The 17212-nt window shown below is 41.1% G+C and carries 18 protein-coding genes; 3 read left to right on the plus strand and 15 right to left on the minus strand.

Annotation, left to right across the window (positions count from 1 at the left end):
* The first annotated feature begins 53 nt into the window (after positions 1 to 53).
* Positions 54 to 1136 (plus strand): tRNA (uridine(54)-C5)-methyltransferase TrmA, encoded by a 1083-nt coding sequence (gene trmA / locus NIS_RS03850; protein ID WP_012082079.1) that lies wholly within the window; start codon positions 54 to 56, stop codon positions 1134 to 1136.
* Here the strand turns inward: trmA and ychF are convergent.
* From ychF to folD, 9 genes are all read right to left on the minus strand, one after another.
* Positions 1126 to 2223 (minus strand): redox-regulated ATPase YchF, encoded by a 1098-nt coding sequence (ychF, locus tag NIS_RS03855; protein ID WP_012082080.1) that lies wholly within the window; start codon positions 2221 to 2223, stop codon positions 1126 to 1128. The genes trmA and ychF overlap by 11 nt on opposite strands.
* 66 nt (positions 2224 to 2289) lie before the next feature.
* Positions 2290 to 3768 (minus strand): leucyl aminopeptidase, encoded by a 1479-nt coding sequence (locus NIS_RS03860; protein ID WP_012082081.1) that lies wholly within the window; start codon positions 3766 to 3768, stop codon positions 2290 to 2292.
* Positions 3769 to 3781: 13 nt separating this feature from the next.
* Positions 3782 to 4459 (minus strand): DedA family protein, encoded by a 678-nt coding sequence (locus NIS_RS03865; protein WP_012082082.1) that lies wholly within the window; start codon positions 4457 to 4459, stop codon positions 3782 to 3784.
* 7 nt (positions 4460 to 4466) lie between these two features.
* Complete coding sequence (gene trpB / locus NIS_RS03870; RefSeq protein ID WP_012082083.1) at positions 4467 to 5666, minus strand: tryptophan synthase subunit beta; 1200 nt, start codon at positions 5664 to 5666, stop codon at positions 4467 to 4469.
* The gene (locus NIS_RS03875; protein WP_012082084.1) at positions 5666 to 6214 is read right to left on the minus strand and encodes an adenine phosphoribosyltransferase; all 549 of its coding nucleotides are present in this window, start codon (positions 6212 to 6214) and stop codon (positions 5666 to 5668) included. Before NIS_RS03875 ends, trpB begins: the two co-directional genes overlap by 1 nt.
* Positions 6215 to 6301: 87 nt before the next feature.
* Positions 6302 to 6742: a ribose 5-phosphate isomerase B gene (gene rpiB / locus NIS_RS03880; protein WP_012082085.1), complete on the minus strand. Its 441-nt coding sequence runs from the start codon at positions 6740 to 6742 to the stop codon at positions 6302 to 6304.
* A gap of 1 nt (position 6743) precedes the next feature.
* The gene (locus NIS_RS03885) at positions 6744 to 7439 is read right to left on the minus strand and encodes a site-2 protease family protein (RefSeq protein WP_012082086.1); all 696 of its coding nucleotides are present in this window, start codon (positions 7437 to 7439) and stop codon (positions 6744 to 6746) included.
* A complete protein-coding gene (lepB, locus tag NIS_RS03890) occupies positions 7426 to 8271 on the minus strand; it encodes a signal peptidase I (RefSeq protein WP_012082087.1) in 846 nt (281 codons plus the stop codon). The genes NIS_RS03885 and lepB overlap by 14 nt, the downstream gene beginning before the upstream one ends.
* Positions 8268 to 9116 carry a bifunctional methylenetetrahydrofolate dehydrogenase/methenyltetrahydrofolate cyclohydrolase FolD gene (folD, locus tag NIS_RS03895; protein ID WP_012082088.1) on the minus strand — a complete coding sequence of 283 codons (849 nt, stop codon included), beginning with the start codon at positions 9114 to 9116 and terminating at the stop codon, positions 8268 to 8270. The genes lepB and folD overlap by 4 nt, the downstream gene beginning before the upstream one ends.
* A gap of 77 nt (positions 9117 to 9193) precedes the next feature.
* On the opposite strand from folD, the gene NIS_RS03900 reads away from it, so the two are divergent.
* Positions 9194 to 9538 carry a c-type cytochrome gene (locus tag NIS_RS03900; RefSeq protein WP_012082089.1) on the plus strand — a complete coding sequence of 115 codons (345 nt, stop codon included), beginning with the start codon at positions 9194 to 9196 and terminating at the stop codon, positions 9536 to 9538.
* Positions 9535 to 10473 (plus strand): HpcH/HpaI aldolase/citrate lyase family protein, encoded by a 939-nt coding sequence (locus NIS_RS03905; RefSeq protein WP_012082090.1) that lies wholly within the window; start codon positions 9535 to 9537, stop codon positions 10471 to 10473. The genes NIS_RS03900 and NIS_RS03905 overlap by 4 nt, the downstream gene beginning before the upstream one ends.
* Here NIS_RS03905 and NIS_RS03910 read toward each other — a convergent pair.
* From NIS_RS03910 to NIS_RS03935, 6 genes are read right to left on the minus strand one after another with little or no spacing between them, the layout of a single operon-like run.
* Positions 10450 to 10953, minus strand: a complete 504-nt coding sequence (locus NIS_RS03910; protein ID WP_012082091.1) for an NADH-quinone oxidoreductase subunit B family protein — start codon at positions 10951 to 10953, stop codon at positions 10450 to 10452. The genes NIS_RS03905 and NIS_RS03910 overlap by 24 nt on opposite strands.
* Complete coding sequence (locus tag NIS_RS03915; protein WP_012082092.1) at positions 10950 to 12314, minus strand: NADH-quinone oxidoreductase subunit C; 1365 nt, start codon at positions 12312 to 12314, stop codon at positions 10950 to 10952. The genes NIS_RS03910 and NIS_RS03915 overlap by 4 nt, the downstream gene beginning before the upstream one ends.
* A 9-nt stretch (positions 12315 to 12323) precedes the next feature.
* Positions 12324 to 13727 carry a proton-conducting transporter membrane subunit gene (locus NIS_RS03920; RefSeq protein WP_012082093.1) on the minus strand — a complete coding sequence of 468 codons (1404 nt, stop codon included), beginning with the start codon at positions 13725 to 13727 and terminating at the stop codon, positions 12324 to 12326.
* A complete protein-coding gene (locus NIS_RS03925) occupies positions 13720 to 14307 on the minus strand; it encodes a hydrogenase (RefSeq protein WP_012082094.1) in 588 nt (195 codons plus the stop codon). Before NIS_RS03925 ends, NIS_RS03920 begins: the two co-directional genes overlap by 8 nt.
* A gap of 1 nt (position 14308) precedes the next feature.
* A complete protein-coding gene (locus tag NIS_RS03930; protein ID WP_012082095.1) occupies positions 14309 to 15229 on the minus strand; it encodes a respiratory chain complex I subunit 1 family protein in 921 nt (306 codons plus the stop codon).
* Entirely contained in the window at positions 15226 to 17106 is a 1881-nt protein-coding gene (locus tag NIS_RS03935; protein WP_012082096.1) for a proton-conducting transporter membrane subunit, read from the minus strand. Before NIS_RS03935 ends, NIS_RS03930 begins: the two co-directional genes overlap by 4 nt.
* Positions 17107 to 17212 lie beyond the last annotated feature (106 nt).

Genomic DNA, 17212 nt, shown 5'->3' on the forward strand with positions numbered 1-17212 from the left:
CGATTTTTTGGAATTTATTATACAATAAAGCGCTATTTTTCGAAAGGAACGGTATGGAGTGCAAATACTTTGGCAAATGTGGAAGCTGTTCTTTGTATGAAGGCGGATATGAAGAGCAGTTACAAAAAAAAGTTCATGAATTTGAAAAACTATTTGGATTGGAGCCAGAAATTTTTCCATCAAAACAGAGTCGCTACAGAGCTCGTGCAGAGTTTCGATATATCGATGGAGAATATGCCATGCATAGACTCCATGAGAAGGGCTTGGTGACCATAGATGCTTGTGAAATGGTGCTCGAATCTATCTATGAACTGATGTCAAAGTTACGTCTGCTCATCAATAAGCATGAAATTTTGTCCAACAGATTGTATAGGGTCGATTTTTTAAGTGGTTTGAGTGGTGAATCTTTGGTGACCATGGTGTATCACAGACCAATCGATGAAGCGTGGGAAAAGGCAGCCAACGAGATTGCCAAAGCGTTGCATATAGATATCGTTGGCAGAAGCAGGGGAAAAAAAATCGTTATAGGTAAAGAGTATATCACCGAAAAGCTTCCTGTTTTTGAAAAAGAGTTTCTATTTCGTCATTATGAAGGGAGTTTTACACAGCCAAATCCGTATGTGAACATAAAAATGATCGAGTGGGCCGGGCGTATCGCAAAGGATTTGCAGGGTGATTTGCTGGAGCTATATTGTGGAGCGGGCAATTTTACGTTGCCGTTGTCACGCTATTTCGAAAAAGTACTTGCAACCGAAGTGAACAAATCTTCGATCAAGGCTGCAAAAGAGAATGTAGCACTCAATGGCATAGAAAATGTGGAATTCGTACGGCTCAGCAGTCAGGAGGTGACACAGGCGTTACGAGGTGTACGAGATTTTCGAAGGCTTGAAAATATCGATTTACACTCGTACAATTTCCAAACGGTATTTGTCGATCCGCCCCGCTGCGGGCTTGACGATGATACGAGAGAACTCGTGCGGGAGTTTGATAATATCGTATACATCTCTTGCAATCCACAAACGCTTCATAGAGATTTGGAGGAGCTTTCAAAAACGCATACGGTCCAAAAAGTGGCTGTTTTTGATCAATTTCCATATACCCCGCATCTAGAGAGCGGAGTATACCTTACACGTTAAATCGAAAATGCATCACATCGCCATCCTGGACGATGTACTCTTTTCCCTCCAGGCGCATTTTTCCGGCCTCTTTGGCTCCTTGCTCGCCCCCATATTTGATAAAATCTTCGTAGCTGATCACTTCGGCTCGGATAAATCCTTTTTCAAAATCACCATGAATTACACCGGCTGCTTGAGGAGCTGTCCATCCTTTGTGGATCGTCCAGCTTCGCACCTCTTTGACACCAGCCGTGAAATAGCTGATAAGTCCCAGTCTGTCAAAAGCCGTTCGGATGATTTTATCGAGTCCTGACTCTTCTACTCCCATTTCATTCAAAAGCTCTTTTGCCTCTTCATCGCTGAGACCAACGAGTTCCTCTTCCAGTTTTGCACAGAGTTTAATCACATCGGCACCCACATCACTTGCATACTTTTTGACCGTTTGTACATATTCGTTGTCTTCCAGCATTCCCTCTTCATCCACGTTTGCTCCAAAGATTACAGGTTTCGCGCTCAAAAATCGAAGCTCTTTGTTGAGGGTTTCAAATGCTTCATTTTTATTTTCAAATGTTCGTACCGGTTTGAGCTCTTCAAGGTGCTTTTTGAGCTCTTCGGCAACTTCCAAAAGTGGGGCGATTTTTTTGTCTGCTTTTGCCTGTTTTTTGAGTCTCTCTATCTTCTTTTCAAGCTGTTGCAAATCGGCAAATATCAGTTCAGTCTCGATGATCTCTATATCTCGGATCGGATCGACGCTGCCTTCGACATGGGTAATGTTCCCGTCATCAAAACACCTCACCATATGCAAAATCATATCCGTTTCACGGATATTGCTCAAAAACTGGTTTCCTAAACCTTCACCTTTGCTGGCACCCTTGACAAGTCCTGCAATATCGACAAAATCGATAGTAGAGTGCTGAACTCTTTGGGGGTTGACTATCTTTGCAAGCTCTTGTAACCTTGGATCAGGAACGGGAACAACCGCTTTGTTTGGCTCAATCGTACAAAATGGATAGTTTTGTGCTTCCGCATTTTGCGCTTTTGTCAGTGCATTGAATGTTGTTGATTTTCCGACATTAGGAAGTCCTACGATACCGACACTTAGTCCCATGATTTTCCTTAAGAGAAGTTTAAAATTTGTGGAATTATAGCACAATTGGGCCAAAGGCCCATGAGATCATTTTGAAGGGTGATTTTTTACATATTTGTATACAAACTCTTTTTGCAGCCATTTTACGACCATTCGAACGCCTGCACCGCTTGCGCCGTAAGGGTTGTACCCCCACTCTTTTTCTACATAGGCTGGACCAGCTATATCGAGATGAAGCCATTTGTCTTTGTTTTTCTCTTCGATAAATTCACTTAAAAAGAGTGCTGCTGTAATGGCACCACCATATCGGGAAGAGCTGATATTGCAAATATCGGCAATCTTGGATTCAAGGAGTTTTGGCAAGTATCGATTGAATGGTAAGATACCAGCGAGTTCACCGCTACTTTTTGCAGCACCGACCATCGCCTCCTTCAACTCCTCATTGTGTCCCATGACACCTGTGGTATATTCGCCAAGAGCTACAACACATGCTCCCGTGAGCGTAGCCATATCGATGATGTAGTCCGGTTCAATCTTTTCTTGGGCATAGCATAGGCAATCTGCCAAAACGAGACGTCCTTCGGCATCAGTGTTTCTTACTTCAATCGTTTTCCCGTTTTTGGCAACAAGCACATCATCCGGTTTATAGGCGTTTCCTCCAACCATATTTTCTGCAAGTCCCAAAATGGCATGCACTTCTACAGGAAGTCCTAATTTTTTGGCCGCTTTGATGATTCCAAGAGCAGCGCTCGCTCCACTTTTATCTGCTTTCATCGTTACCATGTAATCACTTGGCTTCAAGCTCAAACCGCCGCTGTCGTATGTGAGACCTTTCCCAACGATGGCTACTTTTGCTTTTGCATTGTCAGGTTTGTAGGTGAGATGCACAAGTCTTGGAGGATTGGCACTCGCTTTTGCCACAGCCAAAAAGGCGTTCATTCCCTCTTTTTTCAAATCTTTTTCATCCAAAATCTTGATTTCGAGGTCATTACTGTGGGCAATCTCTTTTGCAAGTTCGGCAAAGGTTTCTGGATAGATCTCATTCGGTGGCGTATTGACGATATCGCGAACCAGATTGGTCGCTTTTGCCACGATTTTTGCCTCATGAATGCTCTCTTGAGCCTTTTCGAGTGTAAAGTTCTTGTCACTGTACTCTTCGTTCGCAAAGATGATTTTTTCCAAACCTTTGGAATCTTTTTTGCTTTTGTACTTTTTGAATTCATAATCGCCTAAAATGGCGCCTTCTACAAAAGCTTTGATGTTCGTAATAGGGCAGTTTTGGATATAGACGCCGGCTTTTGCCGTTTTAAATCCTTTGCCTTTAAGGGCTTTGACCGCTTTGGCAGCAGCAATGCGTATCTCATCGTGATCGAGTTTGCTTCCTACATAGATTCTTCTTTTTTCCGGTAAAAAAGCTACCTCTTCGCTTCCTCCTTTGAAACCCAAAAGTTCAAGTTCACTTTTGTCTTTGACCCATTTATGATCAAGGTTCTTGTCTATTACAAGTATGATCTCGATATCAGCATCTATTTGAGACAGTTTTTTATCAACAATTTCGCATTTCATGCTTTCTTCTCCTTCAGTTTTTTTCCGTTACTCTATGGAAATAGTAATAGATACTGCCTCCAATAATCAGTGCCAGCGGCAATGCATAGTACCAGTGCTCTTTTGCCCACTTGACAATCTGTAAAATCTCTTCACCAAAAATATAGGCCGGAATGATAGTCATGGCAGCCCAAATTTGAGCACTGATGAAATTGATGAGGGCAAACTTTTTTGCACTGTAACGCGTCAGTCCAATAGCCATAGGAATAATTGTCCTCATGCCATAAAGATAGCGCTGAATAAAAATGACTGGCCAGCCATATTTTTTCAAAAGCAGGTGTGCAAGAGCAAATTTGCGTCGCTGTTTGTGCATGAGATTGTGTATGTAATGTTTATTGAAACGACCAATGTAAAAATAGATCTGATCTCCTACGAATCCACCAAGACCCGCTACAATTATGGAAAGCCAAAGATTCATATCGCCTGTATGGCTGAGAACTCCGGCCATAACTAGGCCGGTTTCCCCTTCCATAATGGACCATACAAATAAAATGACATACCCATACGTTTTTAGTAGATAGACAAATTTCTCTTCAAGATTGTTTCCCGGAGCAAGATAGAGCTGATATCCAAGATAGGCTATGAACAAAAAGACAAAGCCCAAAAAGGCTTGTATCAGCCAATCTTTATTTTTTTCAAAAAACTTTTTCATCTGTTTCCTAATCGAAATGGAGTAGAGATTTTGCCTGAATCATATCTTTATCCCCTCGACCAGAGAGGTTGACGATAACGAGGCTATTTTGGATATCGTTCATTTTTTTAAGATAGGCTACCGCATGGGAACTTTCAAAAGCCGGAATGATTCCCTCTTTCTGGCTGAGCCACACAAAAGCATCCAAAGCCTCTTGATCGGTTATGGCATCATACTGCACAACCCCTTCATCTTTCAAAAAGGAGTGTTCAGGCCCAATCCCTGGATAATCAAGACCCGCACTTATGGAGTGCGCCTCTAAAATCTGACCCTCTTCATCTTGGAGCACATAGCTCATCTGGCCATGGAGCACTCCAGGACTCCCTTTGGCAAGGCTTGCTCCATGTTTGTCGGTGTCAAGTCCAAGACCTCCAGCTTCGATACCGATGCACTGGGTTTCTTCTTCATCCAAAAAGGCGTTGAATATGCCCATTGCGTTGCTTCCACCTCCTATACAAGCGATTACGTAATCTGGAAGCCTTTTTTCAGCCGTTAATATTTGTGCTTTTGCTTCGTAACCGATGATTCCTTGGAAATCTCGAACAATCATAGGATACGGATGAGGTCCAGCGACTGTACCGATGACGTAGAAGGTGTCTCTGGCATTGCTGACCCAGTGACGAATCGCTTCATTCATTGCGTCTTTCAATGTTCGAGAGCCGTTCTTGACTGAGTGTACCTTCGCACCAAGCAGTTTCATCCGAAAAACGTTGAGTTCTTGTCTCTTTACATCTTTTTCGCCCATAAAGATTTCACATTCGAGTCCAAAAAGGGCCGCCATTGTAGCAGTAGCCACACCATGCTGTCCTGCACCTGTTTCTGCAATCACCTTTTTCTTGCCAAGTTTTTTGGCGACAAGCCCTTGCAATATTGTGTTGTTGATCTTATGGGCACCCGTATGGTTGAGGTCCTCTCTCTTGAGATAGACAGTGGCTCCAAGCTCTTTTGAGATATTTTGTGCATAGTAGAGTGGACTGGGGCGTCCCACATAGTTTTCAAGATAGTATCTCGCTTCTTTCCAAAACTCTTCGTCAAAGCGTAGTTTCTTATACTCTTCTTCCAGTTCCAAAAGAATAGGCATCAAGGTTTCCGGGACATAACGCCCTCCATGAATACCAAAATGTCCAAATTCGTCCGGGTCAAATTTGCTTGGTTTTGGAATGTACATTATGCGATCTCCAATACACTATAGATATTTGTCAGTTTTTTCAGTTTCTCTTCACCATTGAGAAATTTCAAATTGATGATGAAACAGGCCTCAACAAGTTCTTGTCCCGTTTTTTGAATGAGTTTCGCAGCGGCTTGAGCCGTGCCGCCAGTAGCTATCAAATCATCGATGAGCAGTACTCTTTTGCCTTCACCACGAAAAGCGTCAATATGGATCTCGATCTCATCTACGCCATATTCAAGGGCATACTTTTCGCTTATCGTCGTATAGGGGAGCTTTCCTTTCTTACGAACAGGGACAAATCCAATGCCTAGCCTTGTGGCGAGGGCTGCACCAAAAATAAATCCTCGACTTTCAATTCCAGCGACAAAGTCGATATTTTTTTCTTTATATCTCTCTTCCAAATGTTCCATGAGCATCGTAAATGCTGATGCGTTGTTAAGTAGCGTAGTTATATCTTTAAAAACGATACCAGGTTTTGGGAAATCTGGGACATCTCGGATGGTTGAGAGTAGAAACTCTTTTTGTTCATTTGTCAGATTTTTCATTTTTTCCTCCAAAGAGTATCACTTTGATCCCGATTAGAATCACCATTAACAGTGCAAAAAAGAAGTATCCCGCGATCTCTATGCTCATTATTCTTCCAAAGCCATGATTTTTTTGACTCTGTTTTCGTGTCGTCCACCTTCAAACTCTGTATTGCACCATGCATCAATAATAGATTCCACAACGCCCGGTCCAACGACTCGCTCTCCAAAGCATACGATATTTGCATCATTGTGTGCTCGTGCCATTTGTGCTGTGTAGTAGTCGTGCACTTCGGCTGCTCGTATCCCTTTTATTTTGTTTGCTGCAATACTCATACCGATCCCAGTACCGCAAATGAGTACGCCAAAGCTCTCTTTGTCGGCAGCCACTGCTCTTGCTACTTTTTCGGCATAGTCTGGATAATCGACTCGTTCACTGCTATAGGTTCCAAGGTCTTCCACTTCGTATCCTCTTTTTTGCAAAAGCTTGATCACCAAACCTTTGATAGCGAACCCTGCATGGTCACATCCGATATATACTTTTTTCATTTTAAATCCTTTCAAGTAAACTGAGTAGATGGATAAAATCGATTCCTGTTAATTGGCTAAACAAAACTAAAAGATAGTACACAGGTAAAAAGAAAAATTGGCTTAAGGGCGTTGCCAAAATGACAATCAAAAGAATCATCCCGTAAGGGAAAAGATATTGATAGAATTTGACGACTGCATCTAATCTAAGCCATCGTGCCAGATACATCACTGCATTCGCTCCATCCAGTGGTGGAATAGGCCAAAGATTGAAGACACCTAGAACGATATTGATCAAAACGCTTTGAGCCAAAAATAGAAACAGAAACGTCTCAAATAAACCATCCGGTTTTCCAAGCCAAGCAAGGAGTATGGCACTGATGATAGCGAGGATGAAGTTGTATGTCACTCCGGCCAGGCTCACTGCAATGGCACCAAACTCTTTTCCGTTTCTTAAGACAATCTGCATGTTCACCGGCACCGGTTTTGCCCATCCAAAAATAAATCCAGCATTTGCAATGTATAAAAGTGCAGGAACTATTATTGTTCCTACAGGATCGATATGGACAATAGGATTGATGCTCAGCCTGCCGGCAAGTTTTGCCGTAGGGTCTCCATATCTGTATGCTACAAGTCCATGCATAATCTCATGCCCTATGACAGAAACCATCAAAGCCAAGATCATGGCGGCAATATTGAGGATTTTAATGGTTTCCACTCTCTATTTCCCTCATTGCTTCTTCAATCTGTGAAACTGTTTTTCCTACTCTTTCCCATCTTGGAACATAATTCTCATCCCAGCTCCAGTAGATGAACCAAGGTTTTCCTACAATAAGTTTATAAGGAACCGGTCCCCAAAATCGGCTATCATTGGAGTGGTCACGATTGTCTCCCATCATGAAAAACTGACCTTTTGGTACTTTAAAGTAAAAGGCATTCACGTCAATTTGTGGATCGTAGGGTGGCAAGCCTTCGACGATTACCGGCTCCATCGCCAAAGATTTGTTCATATAGTATAAAAGCATGTTTCTAAAGGTGTCTACTTGCGGATCATAGTGGATGCCCGGGTGCGCGTCCATATAAGGATTGACAACCCAAAGCTTCCCGGAAATAGTGACAATTTTGTTTTTTGGATAGTGCTTTCGTATCCAATCATCTCCTTCATGGAAATGGATTAAAAGGCGTTCGTTTTGAAAAAGAATTTCATCCCCTCCCAGGGCGACGCAGCGCTTCACGTAGTGGATTTTTGGATTGACTGGGTAGCGGAAAATGACGATGTCTCCTCGTTTTGGTTTTGGACCTTCGATAAGATGTCCATCACCATCAAGATCAGGAAGTACCGGGATTTCGAGCCATGGAATGTGGGGTGTTGGAATGCCATAGGTAAATTTTTTGACAAAAAGATGATCACCGATGAGGAGCGTGTTTTTCATACTTCCACTCGGGATGACAAATGCCTGTGCTATAAAAAAAATGACAAGAAGAACGATAACGATCGTTCCGGTCCAGGTATTGGACCAGTGGTAGAACTTTTTAAGTTTCTCTTTCAAGAGCGTTTCCTTTGTTTGGCGGCTTTTATGGTATTTTTCAAAAGCATGGCGATAGTCATGGGGCCGACACCACCTGGAACGGGAGTGATGTAGGAAGCTTTTTTGCTGACATTTTCGAAATCCACATCTCCGACAATCTTATTACCGACTTTATTGATACCAATATCGATGACGATGGCTCTCTCTTTTACCATATCAGCAGTGATGAGATTGGGCTTTCCGACACCTACTGCGATAATGTCCGCCTTTTTCGTGTGTTCGGCCAAATCTTTGGTATATATATGACAGATATCCACTGTGGCAAAACGATTGAGAAGAAGCGCAGCCATCGGTTTTCCCACGATATTGCTCGCTCCTACTACACATGCATTCATTCCCTTGACATCGATACCGTACTCATCCAAAAGCTCCATGACACCTAGTGGCGTACAAGGTGCGAATGTATCGAGACCCTGCATAAGTCGGCCAAAATTGTACGGGTGAAATCCATCCACATCTTTTGCCGGATCGATGAGCTCCAAAATCTTGGTTGTATCGATATGTTTTGGAAGCGGTAATTGGACCAATATGCCATCGATGTTTGGATTTTTATTCATCATCGAGATTGTCTCTTCGATCTCTTTTTGGCTGATGGATTCGGGCATCTCATGGACGATGGAGTAGATTCCTACATCTTTGCAGGCCCTTGCTTTCATTTTGACATAGGTATGACTGGCTGGATCGTCCCCGACAAGTATCACAGCGAGACCCGGAATGATATCTTGCTCTTTTTTTAGCTCTTCAACCTCTTTTTTGATCGATTCTTTGATCTTTTGGGAGAGCTTCTTTCCATCTAAAATCTGCATAAAACGCCTCTTTTTATGGGTTTAAAAATTTTTGATATGATATCAAAACTATATTGTAAGTTGGTTTAAGGAAAATGGTGAGACTCTTTTTTGTTCTTCTTTTCAGTATCTATACTTTTGCGCTTGATGACTCTTTTATCACAAAAGATGAATACGCCAAAATGCTTTATAAAAATCCAAGAGGTATTGGTTGTGACAAGTGTCACGGAAAAAAGGGTGAAGGAAGAGTTATAGGAAAGTACAGAGATGGAAATGTAACGAAGGTTATAAAAGGACCTGAAATTACCAATATAGACTATCACAGTTTCCATAAAGCGCTTACGACACAAAAACACCATTTGATGCCCCACTACTTTTTGACAGATAAAGAGATTAAAACTCTATACTATTACCTACAAAAAAGCAAAAAGAAGAAAAAATGATTTTTGATGCAGAAACGATTGAGAGAATTCAAGCAGCCATAGATGCAAAAGATATCGATTTTTTTGAACAAAAACTGCACCCAAGAGAAAGAGAAAGAAGCAGAATGGCCATTCGCACTGCACTCATGGTGTCGGCTCATAGAGCAAAGCATCTCAACAAACTAGACGAAATCAAAGCGGATACCGTTATACTCAACCTTGAAGATGGTGTGGCTCCACAATATAAAGAAGTGGCACGGTATGCCTTGGCCTATTTTTTGCAGCATGTGCCCGAGAATGTTCCTTTGTTGGTTGTACGAACAAATCCTTTGCAAGAAGGGGGAGAAGAGGAGATCGAGTTTCTCAATCCCTTTTTTCCTGATGCATTTCGGATTCCAAAAGTACGCCAATTGAGCGATGTGAAAAATGCGCTTTGGCTGGCAGACGATGCAATCGATATTCATCTTTCCATTGAAACGAAAGAGGCATTTGCACTGTTGACGCAGTTACGTGTGGAAGAGAGAGTGCAAGCCTACTATCTCGGAATTTTGGATCTTTTGGCAGATCTAAACATCGAACAAAGTGTTTTGAAACTGAATAATCCGACAATCGATTATATTCTTGCGAGATTTTTATTTGAATCAAAAATGGCAGAAGTGGTCCCAGTGAGTTTCGTCTATCAAGAGTATCAAAACGTAGAAGAGTTTGAAGCATGGTGTAGACATGAAAAGGCGATGGGATTTGACGCGAAAGCCTGTATCTCTCCAAAACAGGTGGAAATTGCGAATAGGATTTTCGCTTCTTTTGATGTGGAGCGAGCCCGGTATATCAAAAAGCGTTTCGAAGAGATGGCAAAACAGGGTATAACCGGTTTTCGTGATGAGAAGTACGGTTTTATCGATGAGCCTATCTATAAAGATGCCTTGAATCTTTTAAAGCGAACGCAAAAAACCTAAGAATCCTCTCACAATTTCATCTGGAGTTGGAGGGCACCCCGGAATATGATATGCAACGGGCAGATGTTCTTTGACGGGTCCTTTGATAGCGAAGCTATCTTTAAAAAGAGTACCCTGTGTGCAGTCACCAAGAGTAATCACCCATTTGGGTGAGGGGAGCTGTTCATAGGCATCGAGCAGATGTGGCAACATGTTGAAGGTTACAACCCCGCTTACTAGCAAAATGTCTGCATGTCTCGGACTCGCAACAAAACGGATACCAAGACGTTCAAGATCATAATAGGGATTGGACAGGGCATTGCACTCTGCTTCGCATGCATTGCAGCTGCCGCTATCAACCATGCGAATGGCAAGAGAGCCGGAGAATTTTTTGCCAATTTCACTTTTGAGTGATTTTTTTATTGTTTCCAGTTCTTCATCAGCCCAACTGTTTTGTGTCTGTATCCCTTTTCGAAAACGCTGTACCCAAAAATCTATCATAAATCGCTCCCTGCATAACTTAAATCACAACTTTTGTTGATAAGTGGAAAATCGGCGATAATGTTTTTTGGCATCATCAAGTGGAGTGCCTGCCAATTGATGAAACTTGGATCCCTTGCGAAAAACCGATCAATTTTTTGATCTTTGATTTTAAGATAGAGCATCACTTCTCCCAGTGAACTTTCCGTGAATGCAAAATATTCACCATCTTCGAATGCATTCAAGACAACTTCATCCTCTTGAAAATCGAGTAGGTTTCGTATGATTTGTATACTATTCTTCACTTCCTGTAACCTCACTTTAAAACGTGCCGCCACATCACCACTTTCTTGAGTTTGGATAGAAAAGCCGTGTTCTTTGTAAAATGGGACTTCTCTTCTATCTATATGGATGCCGCTTGCCCGTGCCACAACGCCGAGGGTAGAGTATTTTAAAGCTTTTTTTTGTGAGAGTTTTCCAGTGGTATCGAGTCTGTCCCATAAAGATGGAATCTCGATAATCCATTTTTCAAAAAAGTCCATTTTCTTTTCTAAATCGTTCAAAAATGAGTGTAAAGCATTTTGATCAAATTTTCTTGCCACTCCTCTAATGGCACCAAAACCGAATCGATGGTTTGTCAAAGTTTTGAGCACTCTTCTCGTATCTTCAGCCAACATTGAAGAGTAGGCTAGAGCCGCACCGAAGCCCGCATCGTTTGGAATAAATCCGAGATCAACCAAATGGTGGGCGATTCGTTCCAGTTCTAAAAGAATCGATCCATACTTTTGGATGTTTTCATTTTCTCCTTGCTTGGAAGCTTGCCGTAAAAGATCGAGATAGGCTAGTTGATAAGCGATACTTTCGTTTCCACTGATTCTCTCTACGATATGCCATGCATCTTTAGGATCTTTTCTTTCCACTATTTTTTCAATGCCGCGATATTTATAAAAATGGCGAACTTCAAGATGGAGTATCGATTCTCCCTCTTGGGAAAAATGAAAATGGCCAGGTTCTATGATGCCGGCATGGATGGGACCTACGCCGACTTGAAAGATGCCATCCCCTTCTATAACTTCGTAATGATAAGGTTTGAAAGGAACTGGGTCGATATGTTTGTGTGTAAATTCTTTTCGCATAGGATGGATGTTGGGAAATCTTTCATGATGAATGAGAGGCCTGTTGTCGAAGGTGTTAAGGATTTTAATACCAAAATCATCATGCATCTTTCGTTCGAACCAAACTGCGGCCGGATAGGCTTGAGCAATGCTTTCGATTTCAGGATTGTCCTTGTCGATAGGAGTTTTTTCAATTTTTGAATCAAAAACATCAATGATTTCGAAATGATCCTGAAGTTCTTGGGCAAATCTAGCAATAAAACGCATCCAATCCCTTTACAATATAGTTTGTATAACTTTGAAGTTGGCTAAAAGAATCACCACGGCAATGGCAAAAAGAAATAGGGCCGATATATCCGATGTATAGACCGATTTCACTTCTTCGTTTCCGTTATATTTCATCTGTTGATAGATATCGATGAATTTATAAAATATGATTGCAAGTAAAAAGAGCATGAAAGTGATAGCTGTAAACATCAACAGAAGATGGTGGCTCTTTTTCGCCATTTCCACCATTGCCGAAAAGCCAAAAATTTCGCTAAAAAATAGGGGACTTGGGGGAAGGGCGATAATTGCCAACATAAAAAGAGCCACTAAAAGAGCAAAAACTCTACCCTTGACTCCTTTAAATCCTTTTAGTGCCCCCGCAATGTGGTATTTCCCTTGTGTTTCCAAAACTCCGGTGGAAATAAAAAGTGCCGGTTTCAACAGAGCATGCGCACCAAAATGAAGAAGTGCCGCGAAATATCCGCCACTTACCCAAAAAATTGCAATCAAAACCATATGTTCAATCCCGCTGAGGCTAAAAAGTCTCATAAAATCTTTGACTCTATAAATCAAAAAAGCAACGATGAAAAGCGTCAAAAGTGCATAAAAATAAGTAAAACCGACTAGATGAGATTCATTGATAGATTTTGCCAGCAAACTGAATCGGAAAAAACCTGTCATGATAGCACTTTCCAAAATCCCGCTAAAAAGGGCTGCGACAGGATAGTGTGAAGCCCGTTCTATATTGGCAAGCCAAAGATTCATGGGGAAAAAGCCCATTTTAATAAAACTCCCCACTGCTATAAAAGCAAAGCCTATTTCAAAAAGGTACGGTGCATTCATTGTGTGTATAGCACTTTGTAATTTTGTAAAAAGCATAGCCTCTTCGCCAAGTACAGGCTTGGCTGCTGCGTAAATGAGTATGATGCCAAAGAGGATCAGTGAAATAGCGATCGTACCGACGATCATGTAGTTCCAAGCCTCTTTCGAGGCAAATTGTGTCTGATTTGTTTTAATCATATAGACGCTACTGAGTGTGGCAAGCTCCAAACCCACCCAAAAAAGTCCCATGCTGTTTGCAGTAATACTTAGGATTACACCGATCCAAAAAGTGGCGAAAAACCTATAGAAACGTTTATACTCTTGAGCATCGATAGCCACATGCTTTTGAAGACTCTCAAGTGCCAGTGTTACACCAATTCCCACAATGGAGCTCAAAATCAAGATATATTTCGCAAGGGCATCAATATGGATGAGTCCATTCCAATAGAACGTTTGTGGTTGAAAAAGCAGTATGAATGTAGGGATCAGGATCAATGCACTGACAAGTGGAAGAACTTTTTTCGTTTTTTTCGTATCGAAAAAACTAAAAAGTATCATCAGTACTGGTGGTAAAAATAGCAGTTCAAACATGTCGTACCTCTTTGGTAAGCAGTAGGTTGATAATGACAACAGCCATCAAAAGATCAAAAAAGATACCAAGTTCAATCAACATAGGCATCCCCTGTGTTGCACTCATGGCCAAAAGAAAAAGAGCATTTTCAAGGATTAAAAATCCGATTATTTTTGGGAAAATCGCTTTATGCTCTATCATCAATAACAGTGCCAAAAAGAGTGAAGCAATGGAAAGAGAGATGTAGTTTTTGTTGAATGAGTGCAATACGGGATCGACAAGGTAGAAAGTAAAAACCAGTATAGCCGGAATGAGCAAAATGGAGTATTGGATCTTGATGGATGGCTGGATGTCCCTTTGGGTATCAAATTTTTTGGAAAAATATTTCAAAATGTAGGGGATGAAAAATCCTTTTAATGCAATAGTTATCGAACCAGAGACAATCATAGCGGTATCTGCAATGTTTGAGCCTATAATGATAGCGGCAGCGCCTAAGAAAATAGAGTTGAGTGCATACCATACAAAAAGTCTATAGAGTCTCGTGGTCAAAATAGCGGTGATGAGTGTCGAGAGAAAGAGTCCTATGAAAAAATTGCCCATTCTAAGCTCCTAAAATGTAATAACTAATCAGTGATAAAAATGCAAAAATAATGGCGATACCTAAAAGATTTGGTACTTTAAAAAGTCTTAGTTTGGCAGTATTGACTTCAATGAACGCAACGGCAACACTCACGAATGCGATTTTGATCAAAAAGAGTCCCAGTGCAAATAAAAAGGGCAGATTCGCACCGAAAGGGAGAAAAAAACTGACAAATAGTGTTGCAAATATCATAAACTTCAAACTTGATGCACTTTCGATGAGTGCCAGATAGAATCCCGAAATATCCAGGATCATCGCTTCATGGACCATGGTCAGTTCCAGATGGGTTTCAGGGTTGTCCACAGGAATGCGGCCATTTTCTGCCAACAACAGGATAAAAAATGCGATAGCTGCGAAGGTAAAGCTCGCTAGATGTTTGATGGGGAAGTGATTGTTGAGATTAAGGGCCGCTTTTGCCACACCCAGATCTTTTGCTATAAGCGATAGGCTGAAAATGACGAGTACCATGGCTGGTTCCACCAAAGCGGAAATAAACGCTTCCCTGCTACTTCCAATACCTCCGAAACTGCTGGCACTATCGAGACCTAAAAGCATGAGAAAAAAAGTGGAAAGGGTTATGAGCCCGGTGATAGTAAAAGCGTCTACGAATCCAACATAGTAAGAGTTTGAAGAAGGGACAGGAAGAAAAAAAAGAACAAGGACGAGCGGTGCTAATACCATATAAGGTGCAATAGATGTTATGGAACTTGCTTCTTTGCTAATAATCACCTCTTTTGCTATAAGTTTCGAAAAATCTTTATAGCCTTGCAAGAGGGATACCGGTTTTTTATAGAGTAGCCACATTTTTACTGCTTTCATAAAAGTTAAAAACAGAGGGGCTGTCACGATGAGTGTTGCTACAAAGATGAGATATTGGATCACTGCTTGTCTCCTAGAACCAAAATTTTAATACTGACAAGTAAAATGAAGAGTTCTACAAGAAACGTTGACCAGTTAAATTGATGGGCAACTATTCGATATCCAAAAAGGACAGAGAGCACGAGGTTGAATATGATGGCGCCATAACGAACCTGTTCAAAATGTGCCAATCGATAGAGGTAGTAGCTTATGATATTGAGCACCTTTTTTGTTCCGTCATAAAGCGTAGTTTCAAAGAGCGGTTTGATATGAACATCATAGAGTGCCGTCGTGAATTTCGTAGTGTGGCCTGCGATGGTTGTTTTGTGAAAATGGACTTGTGGTTTGTAGAGCCATGCAAAGAATCGGCGAATGGGACCTGCAAAACCCGTAGCTGAATATTGGGTTTTTGCATTGGTATTGTATCCGCATGACCAGGTATGAGAGATTCGTTTTTTTATGCCAACTTTTTTTACACCGATAACGAATAGCACTGTTATGAGAAGAAGTGCCACAAGTAAAATGTGAGGTGATACGACCCCTCCGTTATCGGCAATGGAGTGTATGTTCCAAAAATTGGGAACTATTCTTTGTGCTACATTACTCCACCCAAACGCAGTGATGGCATCGTTGAAAAGATGAATATAAAAAGGCGCGAAAAGCATTAAAGATATTGTAACGAGGCCCATAAGGATCATGCCCAAACGCATAAGAGTATTGACTTCTTTGGCATGTTTTGCATTTGTGCTTCTATGAAGACCCAAAAAGGTGATACCGAAAGCTTTGACGAAGCAGGCTATGGCAAGTCCACCTGTAAGGGCCAAAGCAAAAATGGCAAAAGGAATAGAAATTTTAAGCGAAATATCGTGGATTGAACTCGAACCAAGAAGAGATTGAAAAATCATCCATTCACTCAAAAATCCATTTGTCGGGGGAAGAGCCGAGATAGATATGGCTGCAAGCAAAAAACTAAAAGCTGTAATGGGCATCTTTTTGATAAGGCCTCCATATTTTTCGATATTTTTCGTACCTGTTTGATGCAAAACGGATCCAGCCGACATAAATAGAAGCGATTTAAAGCTCATGTGATTGAAAATATGATAAATAGCTGCGATAAAAGCAAATGCTGAGAGTAGTTTTAATTGCAACGTATCGAAGATCATTCCCATACCGATGCCGATGAGAATGATCCCTATGTTTTCAATAGAGTGATTGGCTAATAACGCTTTTATATCGTGTTCAGCCAGTGCGTAGAGTACCCCAATTACACTAGAGAGGGCGCCTAATATTAGGATAGTGACTCCCCATTCCAAACTCCAAGGATAGAGAATTTCCAGTATCATGCGTAAAAATCCGTATAAAGCGATTTTGAGCATTACGCCACTCATCATCGCACTCACGGCACTCGGGGCTGCAGGATGGGCATAGGGAAGCCATACATGCAAGGGCACAACTCCAGCTTTACTCAAAAACCCAAAGATAAGCATGAAAAACAGAAGTGTAGGGTAAGCAAACTGTTTTGCTATAGGCTGTAATTGATCAAAAGATAGTGAAACATCACCGTTACTCACAATGAGAAAGAATAGAAGTATAAAAACAAATCCAAAATGTGTCATAAAAAAGTAAAATCTTGCTGCAGTTGTTGTTTTTTCATCTTTTGCATCTGTTAAGATAAGTTGCCAGCTTGTAAGACTCATTATTTCCCAAAAAAAGAGAAAAAGCAAAGGGGTATTGGCGATAACGACACCCACCATGGAGAGTATGAATGCGAAATAGTGCAAGAGGTAGTGTCTTTTTTGTTCAATGTGGCTAAGATATCCAAAAGAGTAGAAAATATTTGGAACTATTCCTAAAAAAAGAAAAAGTAGAAAAAGAATGGAAAGTGTATCGAAACTAAACATATATATGCTCCACGAAGGTTTTACTATTTCAAATTCTTATTATAGTGAGAGAAAAACGGCTTAAAATAAGTAAAATTTATCGATTTCGAATTATATATTTATGTAG

It is taken from the genome of Nitratiruptor sp. SB155-2, from assembly GCF_000010325.1.
GTDB lineage: Bacteria > Campylobacterota > Campylobacteria > Campylobacterales > Nitratiruptoraceae > Nitratiruptor.

What these genes read in the sequence shown, in the direction of transcription:
- trmA (WP_012082079.1), top strand. Translation starts at nt 54, where the DNA reads ATGGAGTGCAAATACTTTGGCAAATGTGGAAGCTGTTCTTTGTATGAA.
- ychF (WP_012082080.1), bottom strand. Translation starts at nt 2,223, where the DNA reads ATGGGACTAAGTGTCGGTATCGTAGGACTTCCTAATGTCGGAAAATCA.
- NIS_RS03860 (WP_012082081.1), bottom strand. Translation starts at nt 3,768, where the DNA reads ATGAAATGCGAAATTGTTGATAAAAAACTGTCTCAAATAGATGCTGAT.
- NIS_RS03865 (WP_012082082.1), bottom strand. Translation starts at nt 4,459, where the DNA reads ATGAAAAAGTTTTTTGAAAAAAATAAAGATTGGCTGATACAAGCCTTT.
- trpB (WP_012082083.1), bottom strand. Translation starts at nt 5,666, where the DNA reads ATGTACATTCCAAAACCAAGCAAATTTGACCCGGACGAATTTGGACAT.
- NIS_RS03875 (WP_012082084.1), bottom strand. Translation starts at nt 6,214, where the DNA reads ATGAAAAATCTGACAAATGAACAAAAAGAGTTTCTACTCTCAACCATC.
- rpiB (WP_012082085.1), bottom strand. Translation starts at nt 6,742, where the DNA reads ATGAAAAAAGTATATATCGGATGTGACCATGCAGGGTTCGCTATCAAA.
- folD (WP_012082088.1), bottom strand. Translation starts at nt 9,116, where the DNA reads ATGCAGATTTTAGATGGAAAGAAGCTCTCCCAAAAGATCAAAGAATCG.
- NIS_RS03905 (WP_012082090.1), top strand. Translation starts at nt 9,535, where the DNA reads ATGATTTTTGATGCAGAAACGATTGAGAGAATTCAAGCAGCCATAGAT.
- NIS_RS03910 (WP_012082091.1), bottom strand. Translation starts at nt 10,953, where the DNA reads ATGATAGATTTTTGGGTACAGCGTTTTCGAAAAGGGATACAGACACAA.
- NIS_RS03915 (WP_012082092.1), bottom strand. Translation starts at nt 12,314, where the DNA reads ATGCGTTTTATTGCTAGATTTGCCCAAGAACTTCAGGATCATTTCGAA.
- NIS_RS03920 (WP_012082093.1), bottom strand. Translation starts at nt 13,727, where the DNA reads ATGTTTGAACTGCTATTTTTACCACCAGTACTGATGATACTTTTTAGT.
- NIS_RS03925 (WP_012082094.1), bottom strand. Translation starts at nt 14,307, where the DNA reads ATGGGCAATTTTTTCATAGGACTCTTTCTCTCGACACTCATCACCGCT.
- NIS_RS03935 (WP_012082096.1), bottom strand. Translation starts at nt 17,106, where the DNA reads ATGTTTAGTTTCGATACACTTTCCATTCTTTTTCTACTTTTTCTTTTT.